The organism is Sphaerisporangium perillae (genome assembly GCF_023276435.1).
GTDB lineage: Bacteria > Actinomycetota > Actinomycetes > Streptosporangiales > Streptosporangiaceae > Sphaerisporangium > Sphaerisporangium perillae.
This window is the reverse complement of the sequence record NZ_JALLPO010000039.1, coordinates 1-21,145: the sequence shown is the minus strand read 5'-3', so window position 1 is coordinate 21,145 and position 21,145 is coordinate 1. Positions and strand designations below refer to the sequence as shown.

Here is a 21,145-nt window from a genome sequence, read left to right as displayed (position 1 = left end):
ACGGTGGCGGCCTGGCCAATGTTTCCGGCGGCACGACATTGGTGACTTACTGTGACTCTGCGTACTTTTACCGGAGAAAACTGTGGTGACAGGGCCACCGGCTCGGCCACGACGGCGTAGCTTCGAGGCAGAGGTGGCTCTTGGCACAGGACGGGGACGGCAACGTGGGCGATTTGCCTGGAGGCGGGTCGGAGGGGTCCGACGAGACCCGGGAGGGACCGACCCGGGCTCTCCGGCGTCCCGCCGGAGCGGGTGGTCAGGGCGCGTACGGCCCGCCGGCCGGAGGCGGTGCCGGAGAGGCCTATGCCGCGGGCCAGCCCGCATACCGCTTCCCGCCGGGCGCACGGCCCGACGAGGGTGAGCGGCAGCGCCGCGACGACGTAGGCGGCGGTCGTGGCGGGGCCGGCGAAGACGCGACCTGGGTGCAGGCGGTCCCCGGCGGCGGGGAGGCGGCTCCGGCGGCGCCCTCGGGCGACGCGGGCCGGGGCCGGTCGCGCGTGTACGGCAAGCCGCGGTCCGGGCAGTCGCCGGTCCGCCCCCTGTCCGGGGTGCAGGAGCCCGACACGGCGCGTTCGGGCGCCGGCGGCCACGACGGCGGCGGCGGAGAGCCGCGCGCCCGGCGGCCGCGGCGGACGGGCCGGCTGATCGTCCGGATCCTGGCGGTCCTGCTCGTGCTGCTGATCGTCCTCGGCGTCGGCGGGTTCCTGTGGGTCAACTCCCGCCTGACCACCGTCGAGTCGCTCACCGACTACAACGGCCGCCCGGCGGCCACCCCCGGTGAGGACTGGCTGCTGGTCGGGTCCGACAGCCGGGCCGGGCTGTCGGCCGCCCAGCGCAAGAAGCTCGCCACCGGCCGGGCCGTCGGCAAGCGCACCGACACGATGATGCTCCTGCACATCCCGAGCGGCGACGGCAAGCCGACCCTCGTCAGCCTGCCCCGCGACTCCTACGTCCCCATCGACGGGCACGGGAGCGACAAGCTGAACGCCGCCTACGCCTTCGGCGGCCCGACGCTGCTGGCCAAGACGGTCGAGAAGGCCACCGGCATCCGGATCGACCACTACATGGAGATCGGGTTCAGCGGCTTCGTCGGCATCGTGGACGCGATCGGCGGGGTGAACATCTGCGTGAAGCAGAACATCAAGGACCCCAAGGCCGGCATCAACCTGAAGAAGGGCTGCCAGGACATGGACGGCGGCACGGCGCTCGGGTTCGTCCGCACCCGCGCGACGGGCGCGCTCCCCGACTTCGACCGCACGCAGCGCCAGCGGCAGTTCTTCTCGGCCGTGGTCAAGAAGGCCGCGAGCCCCGGCATCCTGGTCAACCCCTTCAGGTCCGTGCCGCTCGCGATGAGCGCCACCGACTCGGTCGCGGTGGACGGCGGCACGGGGACCTTCGACCTGCTGTCGCTCGGGCTCGCGATGAGCGGCGACCCGGTCACCACGGCCGTCCCCGTCGGGTCGCTCCCCACGATCAACGGCGCCGCCGTCGTGAAGTGGGACACCCAGCGCGCCCTGAAGCTGTTCAACGCCCTGGCCGCGGACAAGCCGGTGCCCAAGGACGCCCTGGCCAAGTAGGCCGGGCCGGTGCGTGGCATGCCGGTGCGGGTCGGGTCGGGCCGGACGGCGCGGCTCGCCGGAGCGGGCCTGGCCGGAAGGCGCGGCTTCGCCGAGGAGGGCCGTATCGGGACGCGGCGAGCGGTTAGTGTGAGGGCATGCCCGAGCTGCCCGAGGTGGAGTCGCTCGCCGAGTTCCTGCGCGAACGCGCCGTCGGCCGCGCGGTCGCGGGTGTGGACGTGGTGGGCTTCCAGGCGTTGAAGACCGTCGACCCGCCGGTCACCGCGCTGGGCGGCCTGACGGTGACGGGCGTGGCCCGGCACGGCAAGTTCCTCGATCTTGACTGCGACGGGCTCCACTTCGTCACCCACCTGGCCCGTGGCGGCTGGCTGCGCTGGCGGGACGACCTCTCCGGCGCCAAGCCGGTCCGTCCGGGCAAGGGCCCGCTGGCCGTCCGGGTGCGGTTCGCGCCGGACGACGAGGGCCGGATGCCGGGGTTCGAGCTCACCGAGGCGGGCACGCAGAAACGCCTGGCCGTCTACGTCGTCACCGATCCTGCCCAGGTGCCCGGCATCGCGAGCCTGGGTCCCGACCCGCTGGCCCCCGGCTTCACAGTGGAGGCGCTGAAGGGCATCGTGAACGGGAGCCGCACGCAGATCAAGGGGCTGCTGCGCGACCAGAAGGTGATCGCGGGCATCGGCAACGCGTACTCCGACGAGGTGCTGCACGTCGCGAAGATGTCGCCGTTCAAGATCGCCGGGTCGCTGACCGACACGGCGGTCGCCGACCTGCACGAGGCGATCGTCGGCACGCTGCGCGAGGCGGTCGAGCGCTCGCGCGGCATCGCCGCGAAGGACCTGAAGACCGAGAAGAAGTCCGGCCTGCGCGTGCACGGCCGCAGCGGGCAGCAGTGCGACGTCTGCGGCGACACGATCAGAGAGGTCTCGTTCGCCGACTCCTCGCTGCAGTACTGCCCGACGTGCCAGACGGGCGGCAAGCCGCTCGCCGACCGGAGGCTCTCCCGCCTGCTCAAGTAGGAATCCCAGGTGGTCACCCCTTGGGGGAGGAACGGGCGGTTCTGTCCGCCTATGCCGGGCCGCTTGCGGGTAACTTCGCTCTGTTAGTGCGAGGTAACCATCTGTTAGCGGGCGGAACGCTCGCGAAGCGGGGAACAATGGTGGGCATGACCGTCCCAGAGATCGAGGCCGGGGCCGTGCCCGACGATGTCTACCTGCTCGACGTGCGCGAGCCCGACGAGTGGCAGGCGGGCCACGCCCCGACCGCCGTCCACATCCCGCTGGGCACGCTGCAGCAGCGGGTCGACGAGGTTCCGACCGGCGTCCCCGTCTACGTCGTCTGCCGCGTCGGCGGCAGGTCCGCGAACGCCACCGCGTGGCTCAACCACGTGGGCCGCGAGGCCATCAACGTCGAGGGCGGCATGCAGTCCTGGGCGGCCGCGGGCCGTCCCATGGTGGCCGAAAACGGGGGGCAGCCCTTCGTCGCCTGACGAAGGGGTGTAATAATTCGGTCAAATTCATACCGCGGGAGCTCGGGCGTCACCGGGCTGAGAGGGCGGTTCCCGGGTGAACCGGGCGCGCCGCCGACCGCATGAACCTGTCCGGGTAATGCCGGCGTAGGGAGCGTGCGATGACGTCCGCCGTCGATGAAGTCCCCCTGACCCTCGACGAGGCCCCTCCGAAGACGCTCGGAACGCTCGACCAGGGCGCGTTCTGGGCGAACCTCGGGGTGAGCCTGCTCGGATTCTCGGGCGCCTTGTACCTCCTGGACCCGCTGGGCGACGGTTCGTCACTGAGCCTCACGGCGGCCGTGCTCGCCGCCGTCGTGGGCAGCCTCATCGGGACCGTGATGGTGGGCCTCGCGGCCGTGCCCGGGGCGCGTACGGGCGCGCCGGCGATGGTGCTGCTGCGCGGCCTGTTCGGAGCGCGCCTGTCGTACGTCCCGACGGTGCTGAACATCGTCCAGATGCTCGGCTGGGGAGCGTTCGAGCTGTGGGTGATCGCCACCGGGGCGCGGGCCGTCTTCGGTGACTCCGTTCCGTACCAGGTGTGGGTGCTCGGGGCCGGAGCGCTGACGGTCGCCCTGACGATCAGGCCGCTGGGCGCGATCCGGCTGCTCCGCCGCTTCGTGACGGCCGCCGTGGTCGTCGCTATGGTGTGGCTGGCGGTGGCGCTGCTGCGCGAGGCGCCGAGCCTCGGGGGCGGGAGCTGGAACGCGTTCGCCCCGGCCGTCGACTACGTGATCGCGCTCTCGGTCTCCTGGGTCCCGGTGGCGGCGGACTACGCCCGGCACTCGCGGTCGAGCCGGGCGGCGTTCACCGGGGTCGTCACCGGTTACACGATCGCCCAGGTGGCGTGCCTGGTCCTCGGCATCGTCGCGCTGGCCCTGGTCGGCAACGATCCCGACCGGGTGTGGGACGCGTTCGTCGCGGTGCCGCTCGGCGCCCTGTTCTTCGGCGTCCTGGTGCTGCGCGAGGCCGACCAGTCGTTCGCCAACGTCTACTCGACGGCCATGTCCCTGCAGAACCTGCTGCCCCGGGTGGACCGGCGCGTCTTCTCGGCCGGGGTCGGCGTGCTGACGACCGGCATCGCCCTGTTCGCCGACGTGAACTCCTACGGGGCCTTCCTCGGGGTCATCGGCGCGGTGTTCGTGCCGATGTTCGCGGTGCTCGTGGTCGACTACTTCCTGCTGGGCGGGGCCGCCAGGTGGGACACCTCGGAGGCGGCGCCGTCACGCTGGGGGATGCTCGTGCCGTGGGTGCTCGGCTTCGTGGCGTACTGGCTGGTCACGGCGACGCCCACGGTGGCGTGGTGGGACGGGGCGTGGTCCGGAGCCCGGGAGCTGATCGGGTTCGAGCGGCAGGTGTGGATGAACGCCGCGCTGGCCGCGTTCATCGTCTCCGCGCTGGTGACGCTGCTCGTGGGCTTCGTGCGGCGGCGCGGCGGAGACCGTGCCGCGGTCACCGACGCTCGCGTATAGCGGACCCAGGACACAGGGGCCGTCCTCGAGGGGACGGCTTCAGTGCCGCCCGGTGTCGCCTTGGGCGCTTTCGAGGTGGAGCAGGTGCGCCTTGGCGGCGGCGCCACCGGCGTAGCCGCCGGGGCGTCCCGACGCCTCGACCGCCCGGTGGCAGGGGACGATGACGCAGACCGGGTTGGCCGTCAGGGCGTTGCCTATCGCGCGCAACGCCTGAGGCCGCCCGATCCGCGCGGCGATCTCCTGATAAGTCGTGACACTGCCGTAGGGCACGGCCATGGTCATCTGCAGCACCGTCCGGGCGAAGGGCGTGGCCAGCCGCAGATCCACCGGCAGGGTGAAAGTCCGGAGCCGGCCGGAGAAGTACGCGTCCAACTCGCGGCGGATCGGGTCCAGCCGCCGGGGATCCGGGCCGATGAACGAGCCGATCTCCCGGGAGACCCGCGCGAAGACGACGTGCTCGTTCTCGTAGCTGCACGCGACCACGCCGCGCGCGGTGACGGCGAGCACCATCCGCCCGACGGGGCTGTCGGTCATGCCGAACGCCACATCCGGTGGGGTCTCGCCCACATAGCCGGGAGCGGTCACCCGCACCAGGGCCTCGAGATCCCCTGTCGTCATGGCCGTACCCCTTCCGCTACCGGCAGCGTATCCGAGCGAGCCCTCCTACCGGCCACGACAGAGGGAGTGGCGGCCATGTCATGGACGGGCGACCTGAATGCGACGATTCGCATGACGAAAGTGCCAAGGCACGGTGCCAAAAACGGGCACGATGGGGGTCATGAGTGACGACAGGGTAGAGAACGTCGATGACGGCTTTGCCCACGCTGTCCTCGCGAGCTCTCCCAATGCCGTCGTAGCGCTCGATCGTGATCTTACCGTCCTGATGTGGAACCCCGCGGCGGAGCGCCTGTTCGGCTGGACCTCGGCCGACATGACCGGCCGCAGGGCGCCCCTGGTCCCCGACGAGCTGGTGGCCGAGCACAACGCGGTGCTCGAACGGGTCCGCACCGGCGGGCCGGTCTCGCTGCGCACCAAGCGCCTGCGCAGCGACGGCTCCCTGCTCGACGTCGGCGTGGACATCAGCGCGCTGCGCTCGGAGGCCGGCGCGCTGCTCGGGTACGTGAGCGTCTACCACGCCGTCGAGAACGACGCGGCCGCCCGCGAGAGGGGCACCCGCAGGGCGAGGCTCGTCCGGCGGCTCACCGACGTGGTGGCCGACATCAACGCCGAACTGGAGCTCGCAGCCGTCCTCGACCGCATCGCCGCGAGCCTGACCGAGCTGACCGGGGCCGACGCGGGCGGTTTCGTGCTGATCGAGGACGAGCGCCTGCGGCTGGTGAGCACCCACCGGCTGCCCACCCGGCTCAGGGGCACGACGGCCGACCTGCACACGAGCCTTGTCGGCAAGCTGCTGCGCACCGGTAAGACCGTGCTGCTCGAGACCGGCGACCAGGCCGCGCTCGACGAGCTGATCTGGTCGGAGCTGCCCGGCCTGCACACCATCGCGCTCGGCGTCGCCGCGGTCGGCGGCCGGCCGTACGGAGCCCTGTACGCGCTGTTCGCCGAGCACAAGGCCGGGCACATCGAGCTGGAGCTGCTGGAACTGCTGGCGGGGCACGCCGGCATCGCGCTGGCCAACGCGATGGCCTACCAGGACGCGGTGCGGCAGCGGGCGCACGAGCGGGCCGTCGTAGACGCGAGCGCGGACGGCATCGCGGTGCTGGACGGCGCGGGGTTCGTCAGCCAGTGGAACCCCGCGGCCGAGGAGCTCACCGGGCTGGGAGCGGGCGAGGTGATCGGAGGCCGGCCCCCGTTCCCGCTGCCCGCCCCTGGCGAGAAGCTCACCACGCAGCTTCCGTCGGGCCGCTGGCTGGACGTGGTGAGCGCGGAGATCAACGAGACCGCCGAGATCGTGGTGGACTTCCGCGACGTCACGCGCGCCAAGGAGCTGGAGGAGGCCAAGGATCTCTTCCTGGCGACCACCAGCCACGAGCTCCGCACGCCGATCACCGTGGTGCAGGGGTTCGCCAGCACGCTGGACGCGCGGTGGGACAAGCTGTCGGACGTCGAACGCCGCTCAGCGGTGCGGACCATCGCCGAGCGGGCGCGGGCGCTGGGCCAGCTGATGGACCACCTCCTGCTCGGCGCCCGGGCCGGGGCGGAGGAGCTCAAGATCCGGGTGGAGAGCTTCGACCTCGGCGAGCGGGTCCGCGCCGCGACCCTCGGGATGCCGGTGCTGTCCGACCGGCACCACGTGGAGGTGGACATCCCCAACGACCTGCCCCTGGTCGACGGGGACGCGCTGGCCACCGACATCCTGCTCGGCCAGTTGCTGGAGAACGCCTTCAAGTACTCGCCGAACGGAGGGCTGATCCGGGTGCTCGCGTGGCAGGAGGACGGCCGGGTCGTCCTCGCGGTCGAGGACGAGGGGGTCGGCATCGCCCCGGAGGACCGCGAACGCGTCTTCGAAAGGTTCGTGCAGGCGGACAGCGGCGACCGGCGCCGCTTCGGCGGAGTGGGGCTCGGACTTTACATAGCGCGCAGCCTCGCGCGGGCCCAAGGCGGCGAGGTGACCGCCCATCCTCGACCTGGTGGAGGCACTCGAATGAGGTTCGTTCTGGACATTGCAGGCGCCTATATCGGATCCGACACACCGAAGCGGTAACGAGCTGGTCACGGATGGACTCACCTATTGTCGAATCTGCACAAGCAATGATCGCCGTGCGGTTTCCAGAACCATCGAACGGGGCATTTCGGTCGTACTGGGATGTGTTTTCCTCAGGGGGAAATGCAGGAGAACGGGGAAGTGAGGGCGTCGTGCTGTTGCCGTATGCGCCGACCAGCGTCGCCGTCGCACGCCAACGTCTCAGCGCCGATCTCGAGGCATGCGGGGTGTTCGCCGCCGCCATAGAGGACGCCGTCCTCGTGGTGAGCGAACTGCTGAGCAATGCGTTGCGTCACGCCCACCCGCTCCCATCAGGGCAGATCATGGCCACATGGGAGTGGGCGGACGACCACCTCGAGGTCACGGTGAGTGATGGAGGAGCCGCCACGGAGCCCCGCGCGGGCAGGCCGGCCCTCTCCTCGCTCGGCGGGCGGGGCCTCGGAATCGTCGAGTTCCTCGCCGAGCGCTGGGGCGTGCGCCACGACGGTGACGTGACCACGGTGTGGGCGGTTATCCACGCCCCGGTCGCTGTCCTTAATTCGCAAGTTAGAACGCCCGAAATCGGGGCCCTACGCGAGTGCGGCTAGACGTTCCCTGCTGACAGGGCATGACATGCAGCGTGGACCTCCCCGGCCGCTGCCGAGTTCGCTGCCCGCAATTCGGATGACCTTCACACCGGAGGCCTCCAGGCGCGCGTTCGTCTCCACGTTGCGTTCGTAGGCCACCGCCACGCGCGGAGCGAGGGCGAGCGTGTTGTTGCCGTCGTCCCACTGCTCGCGCTCGGCGGTGACGGGGTCGAGCCCGGTGTCGATCACCTTCACCCGCTCGATGCCCATGGCCTGGGCGGCCGCCTCCAGGAACGGCCGGGGCTCGAAGATGCGCAGCTCACCGTCCTCCGCCGACGTCACGGTGTAGGCCTGCAGCGAGTAGGCCACCGGCGGATACATGACCACCGTGTCCAGGTCGACCATCGTGCAGATCGTGTCCAGGTGCATCGTGGCCCGCTGCTGGGCGATCGGCACCGCGAGGACGGTGTGCGCCAGGCCCGCGGCGAAGACCCGCCGGCACAGCCGCTCCACCCCGGCCGGGGTCGTGCGCTCGCCGGTCCCCACGGCGATGACCCCCGGTCCCATCAGCAGTACGTCGCCGCCCTCGACGTGCTCCAGCCATGGCTCGTACAGGTGCTCGGCGCCCGCGAACCTCGGATGGTAGGTGTAGATCAGGCGGGTCAGCAGGCTCTCCCTGGTGCGGGCCGGCATCGCCAGGCTGGTCACGGCCACCCGGTCGCCGATCCACACGCTGGAGTCCCTGGTGAACAGCAGGTTGGGCAGCGGGTCGATGACGAAGTCGTGCCGGTCCATCAGCTCGTACACAAGGCCCCGCCCGGTCTTCAGCTCCTCGCGGGCCAGGCCGGCGATCAGCGTCTGCGTGAGGTCCTCGGGATGCAGGTCCTCAAGGTGGCGCCGCGTCAGCTCCGCGAGCCGGTCGCCGAGCTGCCGCTCCTCGAGCACGGCGCTGATGATCTCCTGGCGCCCGTCGTCGTACTCCAGGGTGTCCTGCAGTAGCTCGGTGAGGTAGAGGACCTCGACGCCGTGGTCGCGCAGCGCCTGGGCGAACTCGTCGTGCTCGTCCTGGGCCCTGCCGACCCACGGGATGCCGTCGAACAGCAGCTTGTCGCTGTTGCGGGGGGTCAGCCGCTTGAGCTCGGCTCCGGGACGGTGCAGCAGCACCGTCTCCAGCCGTCCGACCTCGCTGTCGGCACCGTTCATCGTTCGGCCCTCCGGGTTGGCGCGATGTCACGGGAACCGTTCCCGGCATTCCACGTTAACGGCGCACAACACCACGAGGAGGCGTGAGGTCGCCTCGTCAGGCCGGTCTCGGGTACAGGACCACCCGCTCGGCCGCCGTCCACGCCGTGCTCACCAGCAGGTACAGCCCCGCCGCGAGCGGCAGGAAACCCGCGACCAGAACGGTCCCGAACGGCAGCAGGCGCAGCACGCGCGGCCGTACCGTGTCGCCCATGCGCCACCAGGTCACCCACGCGACGACCGCGAGCAGCGCGAACAGCCCGAGGAACACCAGAGCGGCGGGGCCGAACAGACCGCCGCCCGCGACCGCGGCCGCGAAGTGCTCGCCGAGCGGGACGCCGAGGGCGCTCTGGGCGAGCAGCAGGTTGGGATGCCCCGCGATGGTGGCCGAGACGAAGACCCGGTAAGTGACCATGAAGAACGGCGTCTGGGCGAGGCCGGGCAGGATGCCGGCGAACATCGACGTCCCCTCGGCGGCGTACAGCTTCGAGGTCTCCTGGAGGAGCCGCTCGGGGTCGCGGCCGAAACGCTTCCTCAGCGCCTCGACCTGTGGCGCCAGGCGCAGGCGGGCCTTGACGGCGTTCGCCTGCCTGACGCTGAGCGGCAGCAGGAGCAGGCGGACGGCGACTGTGAACGCCACGATCGCCAAGGGCGGTCCGGTGAGGGAGCTCACGGCGCTGATGAGGCGGTAGGCGGAGTCGATGACGGTGTCGAACATGATGATGGAAGAGCCCCTTCGTCTGCGTGAGGACATGACGAAAGCGCCCGCCCGCCTCCCCGCACGCGACAAGGGCGTGCGGGAACGCTAGACGGACGCGGGGCTCGCTGAGGGCGCTCTCGGCCGGGGGCGGCCCGCGGCGGCGGGATGGCGCAGCCGCACGAAGAACGTGGCCCGGCCGGCGCTCGGGCGCCGGGCGGTGGTCACCGCCACCGGTGGCACCGAGGCCAGCCGCCCGAGCGCCCAGGCGAACAGCAGGAGCGTGACGCCCACCAGGCCGGCCGCCGTCACCGTCGCCGGGCCGGCCTGCCCGGCGGCGAGCTGCGCGAACAGCGCGGCGGTGGCGTGGAGGGCGGTCATGTCACTTGGAGAGCTTGCCGACCACCGTGACCGCGGCCACGGCCACGAAGGCGACGATGGCGATGATGAAGAGGATCTTGAAGATCCCGAAAATGGCGGGGATCAGGAGCCCGAACACTACGTAGAGTGCGAGCAGGACTCCGAGAACGGAAAGCACGATGCGGGCCATATCAAGAAGGTACGTCGAGCGGGGCCCGGTCGTGCGCGATGGCCGATCTCTCCGCGAGATCGTGACTTTCCCGATGGCCCAACTCTTACGAAGTGATGACGCGGGTCGTAGGCGCGGCCGGATCGGTTCTACCGTGGGTGTTAACTTCGGTTATTGCGGCACTTTATCCCGATAGAGCGATAAAGTGTGACAAATTGGGCGAGATAGGGAGTCGATGACGAGCGCCACACCCCCGCCCCGGATACTGGTCGTGGACGACGACCCCACGGTGGCGGAGGTCGTCGTCAAGTACCTGGAACGCGACGGGCATGTCGTCGAGAGCGTCGGGGACGGGGCCGAGGCGCTGCGCAGGGCCCTCGCCAACCCGCCCGACCTGCTAGTCCTCGACCTGATGCTCCCTGGCATGGACGGCCTGCAGGTCTGCAAGAAGCTCAGGGAGCGCTGGCCGGTCCCCGTGATCATGCTCACCGCCCTCGGCGAGGAGATCGACCGCGTCGTGGGCCTGGAAACCGGCGCCGACGACTACGTCACCAAGCCGTTCAGCCCCCGCGAGCTGGCGCTGCGGGTGCAGTCGGTCCTGCGGCGGGCCCGGGGCGCCCTGGTCACCTCCGGCACCGGGGTGCTGCGCGACGGGGACCTGCTGGTCGACGTGGGCGCCCACGAGGTACGGCTGCGCGACCGCGAGATCACCCTCACCGCCCGCGAGTTCGACCTGCTGGCCTACCTCATGCGCAACCCGCGTCAGGCGTTCAGCCGCGCCGCGCTCCTGGACCAGGTGTGGGGATGGTCGTTCGGCGACACCTCCACGGTCACCGTCCACGTCCGCAGGCTACGGGAGAAGATCGAACCGGACCCGACCGCGCCGCGCCGCATCGTCACGGTGTGGGGCGTCGGCTACCGCTACGAACCCGTCGAAGGCGACCCCGCCGAGGGCCATTCATGATCTTCACGACGGTGGCATGCCGATGATCCTGCAGATCGTCGCCGTCACGGCGGGCCTGGGGCTGGTGATCGCCGGGCTCGGCCTCGCGATCCTGCGGCTGCTGCGCGGCCGGTCCATCGGCGTCATGCTCGCCGTGGTCGCGGTCGTGACAGTGGCGGCCACCCTCGCGGGCGTGGTGGCGATCACCATCGAGATGATCATCGACGGCCATCCCAAGAACGTCGTCCTCACGGTCGTCGCCGTCGGCGGCCTCGTCGGGCTCGGCGTCGCGATAACCGTGGCCCGCCAGGTCGTCGCGGCCAGCAGGAGGCTGGTCGCCGCGGTGGAGGCCGTCTCGCCCTCCCGTGACTTCGTCCCGCCCGCGGGCCCCCTCCCGGCGGAGCTCACCACCATCTCCGAGGCGCTGGACCAGGCGTACGAGCGGCTGCGTGAGGGCCGGGAGCGGGAGAGGGCTCTGGAGGGCGCGCGGCGGGAGCTCGTCGCCTGGGTCAGCCACGACCTCCGCACCCCGCTCGCGGGCATGCGCGCCATGGTGGAGGCGCTGGAGGACGGCGTCGTGGACGACGCCGGCACCGTCCGCCGCTACCACAACCAGATCAGGCTCGAAGTCGACCGCCTCTCGCACATGGTGGACGACCTGTTCGAACTCTCGCGGATCCATGCCGGAGCGCTGCGGCTCTCACCGCGCCGCATCGGCCTCGGCGACCTCATGGCCGACGCGCTCGCCGGGGTGGAGGCCCTGGCCAAGGCCAAGGGCGTCCGCCTGACCGGCGAGGCCGAGCCCATCCTGCCCGTGTACGCCGACGCGGCCGAGCTGGGACGCGCCCTGCGCAACCTCGTCGTCAACGCCATCCGGCACACCCCCGAGGACGGCACCGTGGTGGTGCGGGCGGTCGCGGACGAGCTGTCCGTACGCCTGTCGGTGGCCGACTGCTGCGGCGGGATCCCCGAAGAGGACCTACCACGGGTCTTCGACGTGGCCTTTCGCGGCGAGGCCGCGCGCACCCCTGGCCCCGATGGGGGCGCGGGACTCGGCCTGGCCATCGCGCGCGGCATCGTCGAAGCGCACGAAGGAGCGATCGCCGTCGTCAACGAAGGCGCGGGCTGCCGCTTCGAGATCAGGCTGCCCATCTCCGACTCCGCGGCCTGAGCGGGGGCCTGCCGCGGCCCCGCCGGCCCCGTTGGCCTGCTCGGCGGAATCGCCGGAATCGGCGGAATCGCCGGCACGACCTCGGCCGTTGACCCGCCCCGAACCGGAGTCCGCGTACGGCGCCGAGCGGTTCGCGCCGTTCGCGCCGTTCGTACCCTTCGCGCCGTTCGTGCTGTTCGTGCCGTTCGCACTGTGGGAACCGTTCACGGCGGGCGCCGCTCCGTTGGAGCTCGATAAGGAACCCGTGCCGAGGGACGCCGGCGCGGCGGCCGGGCCGTCCTGCTGTGCCGAGCCGTTCTCTCCTCCTGAGATGTCCGCCACGGCGGGACCGCCGCCGGGCACGGGCGCGTCCTGCGGAGCCGCCGCCGGCAGGGCGTCGGCCGCCGCCTCGTGACCGGTGGCCGGAAGGGTCTCCAGCGCCTCCGACATCGCCCGGAACGTCGGGCAGGGCCAGCGCCACATGCAACTCCGGCAGCGCAGGATCGGATGCGCGGCGTCGCTGGTGATGCCCCCCGCGTCGCGGGGCTGGTGCAGATCGAGCAGGCGCAGGCCCAGCTCGGAGAAGCAGAGCAGCTCCTCGCGCGCCGCCATGAGCAGGTCGAGATCGTCGACCGTGAGGCGCGTCTTGACCGGGACATAGCCGTCCCGGTTGATCAATGACTGGAAGGGAAGTGCCGCGGCCCCCCAGCCGCGTGCCTTCTCCGTCCGGGCGAGGATGCCCTCCAGTCGCTCACGCATGCATTGTCGCTGGGGATCCTCAGGTATTTCACTGTTCATCGGCGCTGTCGGGCCCGTCGCACTCCACGCCCGCCCCTCCCTCTCGAAGTGACGACCGGACGCGGAGGTTCCGGGCCTCCCCCCCTTCCGGCCGAGCCGGTGTCGCATAGCGTCAAGCTTTGCGCACGGAGCGTTTTCATGAGGCCGAAACAGGGAACAAAGGGCGGACGACTCTTCGGTTATCGCGGTAGAGCGTGACCCGGGGGCGGTACGGCGCTAGTGTGCCCGCTGTGGAGCTCAAGGTCTCGACTCGATCACATGCCGGCCACGCCATCTTGACGGTCGTCGGCGAAATCGACCTATATACCGCGCCCCGTCTGCAGGCGGAGTTCACCCGCCTGCTGGAGACCGGGCCGGACCGGGTCGTCATAGACATGTCCGGAGTGGAGTTCTGCGACTCCACCGGCATGAACGTACTGCTGTCCGCGCTCAAGAGGATGCGAGAACGCGGCGGCGTGCTGGAGGTGGCCTCGCCGCGTCCCGCCGTCCGCAAGATCCTCCAGGTGACGGGTCTGGATTCGGTGTTCACCGTCCACGACACCATCCCGGCGGAACTGCTCACAGCCGAACACCCCGGCTGACACGGTCACCGCACCACCGTCCCGGCGAGGCCACGCAGAGCCGAGCCCTGGACGGTGGTGCCATGACCATGCCGCCGTCCCGGCGGGGGTGCCCGCGCACGGGACGGCGAACGGGGGCTCGTGCGGTGTCCGCGAAGGGAAATCGCACCGGCGCCGATCGGTGCTAGCGTCGATCGATCGCCAAAGGTAGCCATCCGGACGAGGAGCGATGAGCGACCCATCCGTAAAGCCCGACACAGCGGTGATCATCCCGGCCAAGGATGAGGCCGACCGCATCGGCGCCACCGTGACCGCCGCGCTGACCATCCCCGGGGTCGACCTGGTCGTCGTGGTCGACGACGGCTCCAACGACGCCACCGGCAGGGCGGCCAAGGCGGCGGGCGCGCGCGTCGTCCGCCACAGCCGCAACCGCGGCAAGGCCGCGGCCATGGAGAGCGGCGCCGAAGCCGTGCGCCTCCTCGACGAGGCAGAGGCCCGCCACCTGCTCTTCCTGGACGCCGACCTCGCCGGGACCGCACGCGCGGCCGCGCCGCTGATCGAGCCGGTTCGCAGCGGTTCGGCCGACATGACCATCGCCAGGTTCGCCACCCGCGTCAAGCTCGGAGGCCACGGCCTGGTCGTACGGCTGGCCCGTGAGGGCATCAGGCGCGCCTCCGGCTTCGAGGCCGGCCAGCCGCTCAACGGGCAGCGCTGCCTGACCAGGACGGCCTTCGAGGCGGCACGCCCGCTGGCCCACGGCTTCGGCGTCGAGACGGGTCTCACGATCGATCTGGTCCGCAGAGGCTTCCGGGTCGTCGAGGTCGACGTGGACATGTCACACCGCGCGACCGGCACCGACTGGCACGCGCAGATCCACCGCGCCCGCCAGTTCCGGGACGTCGCGCTGGCCCTCGCGGCGCGCGAGCAGTTGGTGGCCGACGTCAGAGGCGTGGTGCGCGGCGCCCGCTGACGGCGTCCCACCCGTGGCCGGCACGTCCCGCGCGTGGCCGGCACGTCCCGCGCGTGGCCGGCACGAACTCGGGTGGCCGTACGCGGCATCGGGCCGGTCGGGTTCGTACATGAGGGTGGGATTCGGCGTGGCGCGAGTGGCCTCGGTGATGTGCTGGAATCGTCCGGTGGATCGAGGCGTGCGGCCGGGGTACGGCGGATGGGCGGGCATCGCCGTCGCGGGCGCCGCGCTCAGCGTCGTGGTCACGATCGCGATCGGGGCGCTCGGGCCGTCGGCCGTGGTCCCGCCGCTCCCTGGGCCCGCGTGGCAGCCGCCGTACTCCCTTGACGCCCATCCCGGCGCCCATCTGGTCATCGCCCTGGAGGCGGTGGCCATCGCGCTGGGCGCCCTCGGCCTGGCCGCCGGGCTGTTCGCCGTGCGGCGCGGCTGGAGCCCCGATCCTCGCCGGCTGCTGCTCGCCGGATGCCTGGCCGCGGTGGTGCTCGCCTTCCTGCCGCCGTCCGGTTCGGCGGACCACCTGAACTACGCGGCGTATGGCCGGATGGCCGTTCTCGGTCATGATCCTTACGTGCTGGGGGCGTCCGCCCTGCCCGGAGACCCTGTCGCCGACGCGGTGGAGACCCCCTGGCGGGAGGAGCCGAGCGTCTACGGGCCGGTCGCGACGGCCGTCCAGGCGCTGGCCGGCCTCGTCGGCGGCGGGTCGGTGCGGCTGACCGTGTTCGTGCTCGCGGCCGTCAACGCCGCCGCCTTCATCGTGGCGGCGCTGCTGCTCCACAGGCTCGCGCGCGCCGACCGGGCGCGGCAGGCGCGGGCGGCGCTGCTGTGGACGGCCAACCCGCTCGTGATCTACCAGCTGGTCGCCGGCATGCACGTCGACACGCCGGCCATCGCCCTGGTGGTCGCCGCGCTGGCCGCCGGGGCGGGCGGGCGGTGGCGGGCGTCCGGGCCGCTGCTCGGCCTCGGCATCGCGGTGAAGGCGAACGTGGGCCTGGTCGCGCTCGGCCCCGCGTGGGCGCTGAGGAGGCGGCCGGCGGCGCTAGCGGTGGTGGCCGGCACGGCCTCGCTCACCGTGCTGGTGGCGTACGCGCTGGCCGGGCCGCACGCGCTCGACCCGGTGCTGCACGCGACCAAGTCCATCTCCTGGGCCACTCCTTGGCACCTGGTCCAGAGCGGGCTGCAGGCGCTCTTCGGGCCGGGCGCCTACCGTGTGTGGATCCAGATCGGGTCCCTGTCGGTGCTCGCGCTGCTGGCCGTGTCGCTGCTGCGCGCGCTGCGAGGGCCGTACGGCCTGACCGGTGCCGTCACCGCTCCCACCACGTCCGCTCCCACCACGTCCAGCCCCACGTCCGCTCCCGCCGTGCCTGCCGGTGCCGTGGCCGCTCGGGATGTTTCCGCCGAGGCCGTCCAGGCTCGTGAGGCCGCAGGGGTGGCCGCGGTCATGGTGGCGGCCTGGCTGTTCGCCACCCCCTACGCCCTGCCGTGGTACGACGGGCTCCTCTTCGCGCTGCTCGCGATGGTGCCGGCGAGCGCCCTCGACGGTTTCGCGGTCGCCCGGCTCGCCGTGCTGTCGATGGCCTACCTCCCGGCCCGCCAGGACGATCAGCCGCTCGACCTGCACTGGCTGGTCACGGTGTTGCGGAGCCAGGTGGTGCCGTGGATCCTGCTGGCGCTGACGGTGGCTCTGGCGTGGTGGGCCCTGACCGCTGGAGCGCGCGGATCGACGCGGCGAGGGTCAGCGGCACCGCCACCGTGAGCGCCATGGCCGGGATCGCGATGCCGGAGTCGTTGACCAGGAACCCCGCCAGCGCGGTGGTGAGCACGCCGAACAGCCCCGCCCGCAGCGCCGGGGCCTGGGCGTAGGCGAGGCCGAGCGCCGAGGCGCCCCAGCGTGACGGGCGGGCTAGCACGAGGAAGAGGAACGCCAGGGCGGCGAGCGACAGCACGGTGAGCTGCCAGTTGCCGAGCGTGCCCAGCATCGCCCCGAGCTTGCGGCCGAGCACGGGCAGGGCCTCGCCGTCGGCCACCTGCTGGACGAACGCTCCCAGATGAGTGCGCTGGTCGCTCGGGCGCAGCCAGTCGGCCACCGAGATGAGGCTGATCAGGACGGCTCCGGCGACGGCCACGAGCGCCAGCTTGACCACCGTGACCCGCCGGCCCGAGAGCATCAGCAGGAAGACGGCGACTCCCAGCACGAACGCGGGCACCCCGCCGAAGTCGGCGCCCCAGCCGGGCCACCCGTCCGCGAAGATGGCCGTCAGGCCGTACACGAGGCATACGGCCAGGGCCAGGGCACGTCGTCCTCGCTCGAGCAGCGCCTGCGCGACCCCCGCGAGGGCGAGCAGCGTGCCGGTCGCGTACACGGCGAAGGCGATGTTGCTGAAGCCGTAGAACCGGCCGCCGGTCACCGGCTCGTACCCGGTGACGGCGTTCACCTGGAGGCGCGACCCGGTCATCACGTCGATCAGCAGCGCCAGGGAGGTCACGCCCGCCACGACGGTGAGCGGGCCGAGCGGGTGCGCGCGCCAGGGGCCGGCGAACGCCAGCGCCGCCAGGAGGCCGGCGAAGCCCACGATCGTCCCGATCAGGGCGGCCATCGGATGGGCGAGGCTCCACCAGGGGACGAGCTGCGCCAGGAAGGTGGACACGGCGACGGCGCCGCTGACCACGGCGAGGACCTGCGTGGCGACCGGCACGCGCGAGCCCCAGCGGCGGCGCATGGCGAGGGCGGCCAGCCCGTAGAAGAGAAGCTGGACGGCCACGAACACCGCGAAGAACGGCGCGCGCACCTGGACGAGCACCCGGCTGGCAAGGTCGGCGTCGGCCAGTTCCGTGACGGTGCCGGAGACGGACGCGGGGGCGGGCCCGCCCAGCGTCCAGGGACGCCCGACGGCTCCCTCGGGGGCGGTCGGGCCGAGCCGGCGCAGGACCGTGGTGGTGATGTCGGTGATGGCGACCAGGGCGTCCTGGCGGGTGGAGGCGGCGGTGAGATGGCCGTGGCGATACGGCTCGCCCGCCGGGGACTGTCCTGTGGCGATCGCCACGTGCAGGTGGGAGGCGGCCGAGGCGTCCGACAGGCCGGCGACCAGGATGGTCGCGCCGGCGGGCAGCAGGCCGAGGATCTCGCCCACCCGGCGGTCGGCGCTCGCCACCGCGCGTGCCCTGGCCTCGGCGCTCAGATCGGGGGCGGGGGCCGTCGTGGTGGCCGAGGGCTGGGTGATCCAGGCGCGGGCCAGGTCGTCCACGTCGGCGACGAGAAGGTCGTACCGGCTCAGGTCGCCCAAGGCGCGCACGCTGTCCGCGTATTGCTGGATATTTCCGGATTTGTCGGCGGCGGCCAGTGCCGCTCCAGGACCGGCCGCGGCCACGGCGCCGCCTGCGTCCCGTACGGCCTGGCCGAGCAGCCCGATCGTCGCCTGGTAGGAGGTGGCGGCGTTGAAGGACGCCAGCTCCGCCCAGCCCGGCACGCTCGCCGAGCCGCCGGCGCCCACCCGGGGAACCGGGGGCAGCTCGCACTCGCTCGCCGCCGACCCCGCCCGCCGTCCCGCCGAGACCGTCAGCCAGCCCGCGACCGGGCACGTGCTCGCGCGGTTCGGCCGGGGGTAGGCGCGGATCGACATCGACGCCGACGCGCCCTTTCCGGTCAGCGCCCACAGGTTCGGCGTACCGGCCTGGCTGAGATCCGACCACTGGAGCCCCGGCACCCCGATCAGCGCCACCTGCGCCGAGACCCCGTCCCGCGCCCGTCCGGGCAACAGATCACCAAAGGGCCATACCACCGGCGCCCGCCCACTGCGGACCCCTTCGACCGCCACCCGGCCATCGCGGACCCCTTCGAGCGCCACCCGGCCACTGCGGGGTCCTGCGAGCGCCGCCGGGTCATTTTGGGGTCCTGCGAGCGCGACCTGGCCACTGTGGGTCCCTTCGAGCGCCACCCGGCCATCGCGCCGGTCGGGCATCGAGAGGCCGTCGCGTGACGCGGCGCCGGCGGGTCCCACGCAGAGGGCGGCCAGGACGATGGCGCACACGAGCGTGAACCACGACCGCGGCCGCAGGCCCGGCGCGAGGAACCCCCGGACGGCCTCTCGCATGTCCAACGGGAACCTCGCCTCCACCCTGTCCGACCACCTCGGCCCTGCAAACCATAGCCAGAACCCAGAGTTCCTCTCCCCGCACACGCAAGCCCGGACCTCCGGCGACAAGTCGGACCAACTGCCCGCAGCGCCCTCCCCCCACGCGCGAGCCCCCAACCCGCCCCCCACCAACCGGGCCCACCTTCGCGGCCCCGATTCCTCCTTAGGGCCGGGGGCGACGTGCCGGCCGGGTGGTGCGGTTCTCCCTCCGGGAGGGGGCACGTTCGGGGCGCCGGGGCGGTGGGGGGTGGTGCGGCGGTGTCGGCGCCTCTTGCGGTGGGTCACCTGGCTCGCGAGCCCGGCCGTGGTCGGCAGGAACGGGTAACCTGCCACGTCGTGAGGACTGGTGAGGCGCGCGGTGGTGGGCGGTGGTGGGCGTGGCCGCTCGCCGTACTGATCATCGGGGTGGCCGCGGTCCCGCTGGTGCGTTACTGGCTCACGAACCCGGCCGACCAGCGCCTGGTCGATCTTGACGTCTACCGCACGGGCGGCGAGAGCCTGCTGCGCGGGCTCCCGCTCTACGACGCGTTCACGCCGGCGCCTCAGCTGCTGCCGTTCACCTATCCGCCGATCGCCGCGCTGCTGGCCACGCCGCTGGCCGTGATGTCGTGGCCGGCGGCCCAGTGGGTGTGGACGGTGGGCGTGCTGGCCTGCCTCGCGGTCACGGCCTGGTACGGCTTCCGCGAGGCTCTGTCGCGCGCCCGGCCGGTATGGGCCGCGCCCGTGCTGTTCGGCGTGCTCGCGGCGGCGTGCCTTTATCTGATGCCCGTCAGGGACCAGGTCCGCTTCGGTCAGGTGGACATCCTGCTGGTGATGCTGTGCCTGGTCGACTGTGTCGCGCGCAGGCCCTGGTGGCCGCGCGGCATGCTGATCGGGCTCGCCACGGCGGTCAAGCTCACCCCCGGTGTGTTCCTGATATATCTGCTGATCACCGGATTCGGCAGGGGCGCCCTGCCCGAGCAGCGCAAGACGTTCTTCATGGCGGCCTTCACCGCCGGGCTGCTGACGGTGCTGCCCTTCCTGGTCATCCCGCGGGACGCTGCCGCGTTCTGGTTCTCCGCCCTGCTCGACGGCGACCGCGTCGGGGCCAACAACGCCACCACCAACCAGTCGATCCGCGGGATGCTGCTGCGCCTCTACCTGCCGGACGCCCTCACCACGGTGCTCTGGCTCGCGCTGGTGGCCGTGGTCGCGTGGTACGGCTTCCGCCACGCCCGCCGGGCACTGCTCCGGGGCGACCGGATGACGGCCGTGGCGCTGACGGGCCTGATGGCCGTGCTGATCTCACCGGTCGCCTGGATCCACCACCTGGCCTGGCTGGTCGTGGTCCTCGCCGCCCTCACCGGAACCGCCCTCACCGGAACCGCGCCCACAGGAGCCGCACCCACCTGGCCCGCACGCACAGGGCCCGCACGCACGGGGCCCGCACGCACAGGGCCGGCGACCGCCGGTTCCGGGCCCGCGAAGGCCAGGTACGGCCTGCCCGCGAGCGTGACCCGGCACGCTCGTCACCTGACCCGAATCGCGCTTCCGGCAGGGGTCTGGCTCTACTACGTGCTGCCGATCCCCTGGTGGGGGGTCTCGCTCCGCGCCGCCGAGATCCCGGTCCTCAGCCCCGTCGCCGGGCGGATCGTCCAGGACGCCTTCGGGCTCGGCGCGGTCGGCCTGGTGTGGCTGCTGGCACGCCGCTCGGAGGCCGGGGCCGCGATCTCGGGCCTCCAGCGAAACCGCGCGGAAACCCAGATCGCACAGGGATTTCCGCACGATTCCGTGAATGATTGATTACCCTCGGTCATGTGCTGGGGACTTTGATCGCTTTGATCGGCGGGCTGGCCGGGATGACCGGTGTGGTGATCGGCCTGCTGGCGCTGCGCAGCGCCCGGAGTGCCGTGGAGGAGTGCCTCGCAATGCTCGGGCGGCAGTGCGTGCTCGACGGCGTGGTCGACGTCAAGGCGATCCGCGATGTGGCGGTGTTCCGCTATGACGCCCTGGCCGAGATGACCGGCAGGCTGTCCTTCTCGGTCGCCATGATCAACGGCCTGGGCGACGGCATCGTGCTGACGTCGATCAACGGCCGCACCGAGACCCGCACGTACGTCCGTCCGGTGCGGGGCGGCCGCGGCATCCAGCAACTCTCCCCCGAGGAGGAGCAGGCCGTGCGGGCCGCCCGTCTCGGCATCGGCCCCGACGTCGTCCCCCAACGCCACGCACGCTAGTTCTCCCGCTGGTGCCTTCGTACGCCGGGTCGCTCGACGTACGAAGGCACCGGCACCGCCGCACTCCTTCTCGCCGCCGCGGCGCCCCATCCACGACCACCAGACCGGGCAGAGGGAGGGCGCCGG

Annotated in this window: 20 protein-coding genes, 1 pseudogene and 1 riboswitch; of the genes and pseudogenes, 15 read left to right on the top strand and 6 right to left on the bottom strand. The window is 72.0% G+C overall.

Annotation, left to right across the window (positions count from 1 at the left end; translation table 11 throughout):
• Nucleotides 1–140: 140 nt before the first annotated feature.
• The 4 genes from MYF83_RS31905 (at nt 141) to MYF83_RS31890 (ending at nt 4,553) form a co-directional block, all read left to right on the top strand.
• Nucleotides 141–1,577 carry an LCP family protein gene (locus MYF83_RS31905; protein WP_248964469.1) on the top strand — a complete coding sequence of 479 codons (1,437 nt, stop codon included), beginning with the start codon at nt 141–143 and terminating at the stop codon, nt 1,575–1,577.
• Nucleotides 1,578–1,714: 137 nt separating this feature from the next.
• Nucleotides 1,715–2,593: an Fpg/Nei family DNA glycosylase gene (locus tag MYF83_RS31900; protein WP_248964468.1), complete on the top strand. Its 879-nt coding sequence runs from the start codon at nt 1,715–1,717 to the stop codon at nt 2,591–2,593.
• 137 nt (nt 2,594–2,730) lie between these two features.
• Nucleotides 2,731–3,063 carry a rhodanese-like domain-containing protein gene (locus MYF83_RS31895; protein WP_248964467.1) on the top strand — a complete coding sequence of 111 codons (333 nt, stop codon included), beginning with the start codon at nt 2,731–2,733 and terminating at the stop codon, nt 3,061–3,063.
• A 23-nt stretch (nt 3,064–3,086) separates the two neighbouring features.
• Nucleotides 3,087–3,213: riboswitch (TPP riboswitch) on the top strand.
• A complete protein-coding gene (locus MYF83_RS31890; protein WP_248964466.1) occupies nt 3,204–4,553 on the top strand; it encodes a purine-cytosine permease family protein in 1,350 nt (449 codons plus the stop codon). Its footprint overlaps the riboswitch before it by 10 nt.
• 39 nt (nt 4,554–4,592) lie before the next feature.
• Here MYF83_RS31890 and MYF83_RS31885 read toward each other — a convergent pair whose 3' ends face one another.
• The gene (locus MYF83_RS31885) at nt 4,593–5,171 is read right to left on the bottom strand and encodes a methylated-DNA--[protein]-cysteine S-methyltransferase (RefSeq protein WP_248964465.1); all 579 of its coding nucleotides are present in this window, start codon (nt 5,169–5,171) and stop codon (nt 4,593–4,595) included.
• A 160-nt stretch (nt 5,172–5,331) separates the two neighbouring features.
• On the opposite strand from MYF83_RS31885, the gene MYF83_RS31880 reads away from it, so the two are divergent.
• Nucleotides 5,332–7,218: a PAS domain-containing sensor histidine kinase gene (locus tag MYF83_RS31880; RefSeq protein ID WP_372500303.1), complete on the top strand. Its 1,887-nt coding sequence runs from the start codon at nt 5,332–5,334 to the stop codon at nt 7,216–7,218.
• A gap of 152 nt (nt 7,219–7,370) precedes the next feature.
• Nucleotides 7,371–7,805, top strand: a complete 435-nt coding sequence (locus MYF83_RS31875; RefSeq protein WP_308201530.1) for an ATP-binding protein — start codon at nt 7,371–7,373, stop codon at nt 7,803–7,805.
• Here the strand turns inward: MYF83_RS31875 and MYF83_RS31870 are convergent.
• The 4 genes from MYF83_RS31870 to MYF83_RS31855 form a co-directional block, all read right to left on the bottom strand.
• Complete coding sequence (locus MYF83_RS31870; protein ID WP_248964463.1) at nt 7,788–8,987, bottom strand: arginine deiminase; 1,200 nt, start codon at nt 8,985–8,987, stop codon at nt 7,788–7,790. The genes MYF83_RS31875 and MYF83_RS31870 overlap by 18 nt on opposite strands.
• 97 nt (nt 8,988–9,084) lie before the next feature.
• Nucleotides 9,085–9,744, bottom strand: a complete 660-nt coding sequence (locus MYF83_RS31865; RefSeq protein WP_248964462.1) for a YidC/Oxa1 family membrane protein insertase — start codon at nt 9,742–9,744, stop codon at nt 9,085–9,087.
• Nucleotides 9,745–9,831: 87 nt separating this feature from the next.
• On the bottom strand, nt 9,832–10,104 hold the full coding sequence (locus tag MYF83_RS31860; protein ID WP_248964461.1) for a DUF6412 domain-containing protein: 273 nt from the start codon (nt 10,102–10,104) through the stop codon (nt 9,832–9,834).
• Nucleotide 10,105: 1 nt separating this feature from the next.
• Nucleotides 10,106–10,273 carry a hypothetical protein gene (locus tag MYF83_RS31855; RefSeq protein ID WP_248964460.1) on the bottom strand — a complete coding sequence of 56 codons (168 nt, stop codon included), beginning with the start codon at nt 10,271–10,273 and terminating at the stop codon, nt 10,106–10,108.
• Between the two features lie 214 nt (nt 10,274–10,487).
• On the opposite strand from MYF83_RS31855, the gene MYF83_RS31850 reads away from it, so the two are divergent.
• The 7 genes and pseudogenes from MYF83_RS31850 to mptB all read left to right on the top strand — a co-directional run.
• Nucleotides 10,488–11,216, top strand: a complete 729-nt coding sequence (locus MYF83_RS31850; protein ID WP_248964459.1) for a response regulator transcription factor — start codon at nt 10,488–10,490, stop codon at nt 11,214–11,216.
• Between the two features lie 22 nt (nt 11,217–11,238).
• Entirely contained in the window at nt 11,239–12,366 is a 1,128-nt protein-coding gene (locus tag MYF83_RS31845) for a sensor histidine kinase (protein ID WP_248964458.1), read from the top strand.
• A gap of 88 nt (nt 12,367–12,454) precedes the next feature.
• Complete coding sequence (locus tag MYF83_RS31840; RefSeq protein ID WP_248964457.1) at nt 12,455–12,760, top strand: hypothetical protein; 306 nt, start codon at nt 12,455–12,457, stop codon at nt 12,758–12,760.
• Nucleotides 12,761–12,852: 92 nt separating this feature from the next.
• A complete protein-coding gene (locus MYF83_RS31835) occupies nt 12,853–13,026 on the top strand; it encodes a hypothetical protein (RefSeq protein ID WP_248964456.1) in 174 nt (57 codons plus the stop codon).
• A 347-nt stretch (nt 13,027–13,373) separates the two neighbouring features.
• The gene (locus MYF83_RS31830) at nt 13,374–13,724 is read left to right on the top strand and encodes an STAS domain-containing protein (protein WP_189164420.1); all 351 of its coding nucleotides are present in this window, start codon (nt 13,374–13,376) and stop codon (nt 13,722–13,724) included.
• Nucleotides 13,725–13,932: 208 nt separating this feature from the next.
• Entirely contained in the window at nt 13,933–14,673 is a 741-nt protein-coding gene (locus MYF83_RS31825) for a glycosyltransferase family 2 protein (protein WP_248964455.1), read from the top strand.
• 109 nt (nt 14,674–14,782) lie between these two features.
• Nucleotides 14,783–15,673: pseudogene (mptB, locus tag MYF83_RS44560) on the top strand (polyprenol phosphomannose-dependent alpha 1,6 mannosyltransferase MptB); the annotation flags it as partial.
• Between the two features lie 625 nt (nt 15,674–16,298).
• On the opposite strand, the gene MYF83_RS44555 reads toward mptB, so the two are convergent.
• Nucleotides 16,299–18,761: a hypothetical protein gene (locus MYF83_RS44555; RefSeq protein WP_279340352.1), complete on the bottom strand. Its 2,463-nt coding sequence runs from the start codon at nt 18,759–18,761 to the stop codon at nt 16,299–16,301.
• Between the two features lie 378 nt (nt 18,762–19,139).
• Between MYF83_RS44555 and MYF83_RS31815 the strand changes: the two genes are divergently transcribed.
• Together MYF83_RS31815 and MYF83_RS31810 are read left to right on the top strand one after the other, a co-directional pair.
• On the top strand, nt 19,140–20,585 hold the full coding sequence (locus MYF83_RS31815) for a glycosyltransferase 87 family protein (protein WP_248964453.1): 1,446 nt from the start codon (nt 19,140–19,142) through the stop codon (nt 20,583–20,585).
• A gap of 26 nt (nt 20,586–20,611) precedes the next feature.
• Nucleotides 20,612–21,019: a DUF4446 family protein gene (locus MYF83_RS31810; protein WP_248964452.1), complete on the top strand. Its 408-nt coding sequence runs from the start codon at nt 20,612–20,614 to the stop codon at nt 21,017–21,019.
• The last annotated feature ends 126 nt before the right edge of the window (nt 21,020–21,145 follow it).

Excerpts from the sequence above, each read along its gene's own strand:
- MYF83_RS31825 (WP_248964455.1), top strand. The coding sequence starts at position 13,933 with ATGAGCGACCCATCCGTAAAGCCCGACACAGCGGTGATCATCCCGGCC.
- MYF83_RS31895 (WP_248964467.1), top strand. The coding sequence starts at position 2,731 with ATGGTGGGCATGACCGTCCCAGAGATCGAGGCCGGGGCCGTGCCCGAC.
- MYF83_RS31860 (WP_248964461.1), bottom strand. The coding sequence starts at position 10,104 with ATGACCGCCCTCCACGCCACCGCCGCGCTGTTCGCGCAGCTCGCCGCC.
- MYF83_RS31870 (WP_248964463.1), bottom strand. The coding sequence starts at position 8,987 with ATGAACGGTGCCGACAGCGAGGTCGGACGGCTGGAGACGGTGCTGCTG.
- MYF83_RS31880 (WP_372500303.1), top strand. The coding sequence starts at position 5,332 with ATGAGTGACGACAGGGTAGAGAACGTCGATGACGGCTTTGCCCACGCT.
- MYF83_RS31890 (WP_248964466.1), top strand. The coding sequence starts at position 3,204 with ATGACGTCCGCCGTCGATGAAGTCCCCCTGACCCTCGACGAGGCCCCT.
- MYF83_RS31845 (WP_248964458.1), top strand. The coding sequence starts at position 11,239 with ATGATCCTGCAGATCGTCGCCGTCACGGCGGGCCTGGGGCTGGTGATC.
- MYF83_RS31865 (WP_248964462.1), bottom strand. The coding sequence starts at position 9,744 with ATGTTCGACACCGTCATCGACTCCGCCTACCGCCTCATCAGCGCCGTG.
- MYF83_RS31885 (WP_248964465.1), bottom strand. The coding sequence starts at position 5,171 with ATGACGACAGGGGATCTCGAGGCCCTGGTGCGGGTGACCGCTCCCGGC.
- MYF83_RS31850 (WP_248964459.1), top strand. The coding sequence starts at position 10,488 with ATGACGAGCGCCACACCCCCGCCCCGGATACTGGTCGTGGACGACGAC.
- MYF83_RS44555 (WP_279340352.1), bottom strand. The coding sequence starts at position 18,761 with ATGCGAGAGGCCGTCCGGGGGTTCCTCGCGCCGGGCCTGCGGCCGCGG.
- MYF83_RS31855 (WP_248964460.1), bottom strand. The coding sequence starts at position 10,273 with ATGGCCCGCATCGTGCTTTCCGTTCTCGGAGTCCTGCTCGCACTCTAC.
- MYF83_RS31835 (WP_248964456.1), top strand. The coding sequence starts at position 12,853 with ATGCGCGGCGTCGCTGGTGATGCCCCCCGCGTCGCGGGGCTGGTGCAG.
- MYF83_RS31900 (WP_248964468.1), top strand. The coding sequence starts at position 1,715 with ATGCCCGAGCTGCCCGAGGTGGAGTCGCTCGCCGAGTTCCTGCGCGAA.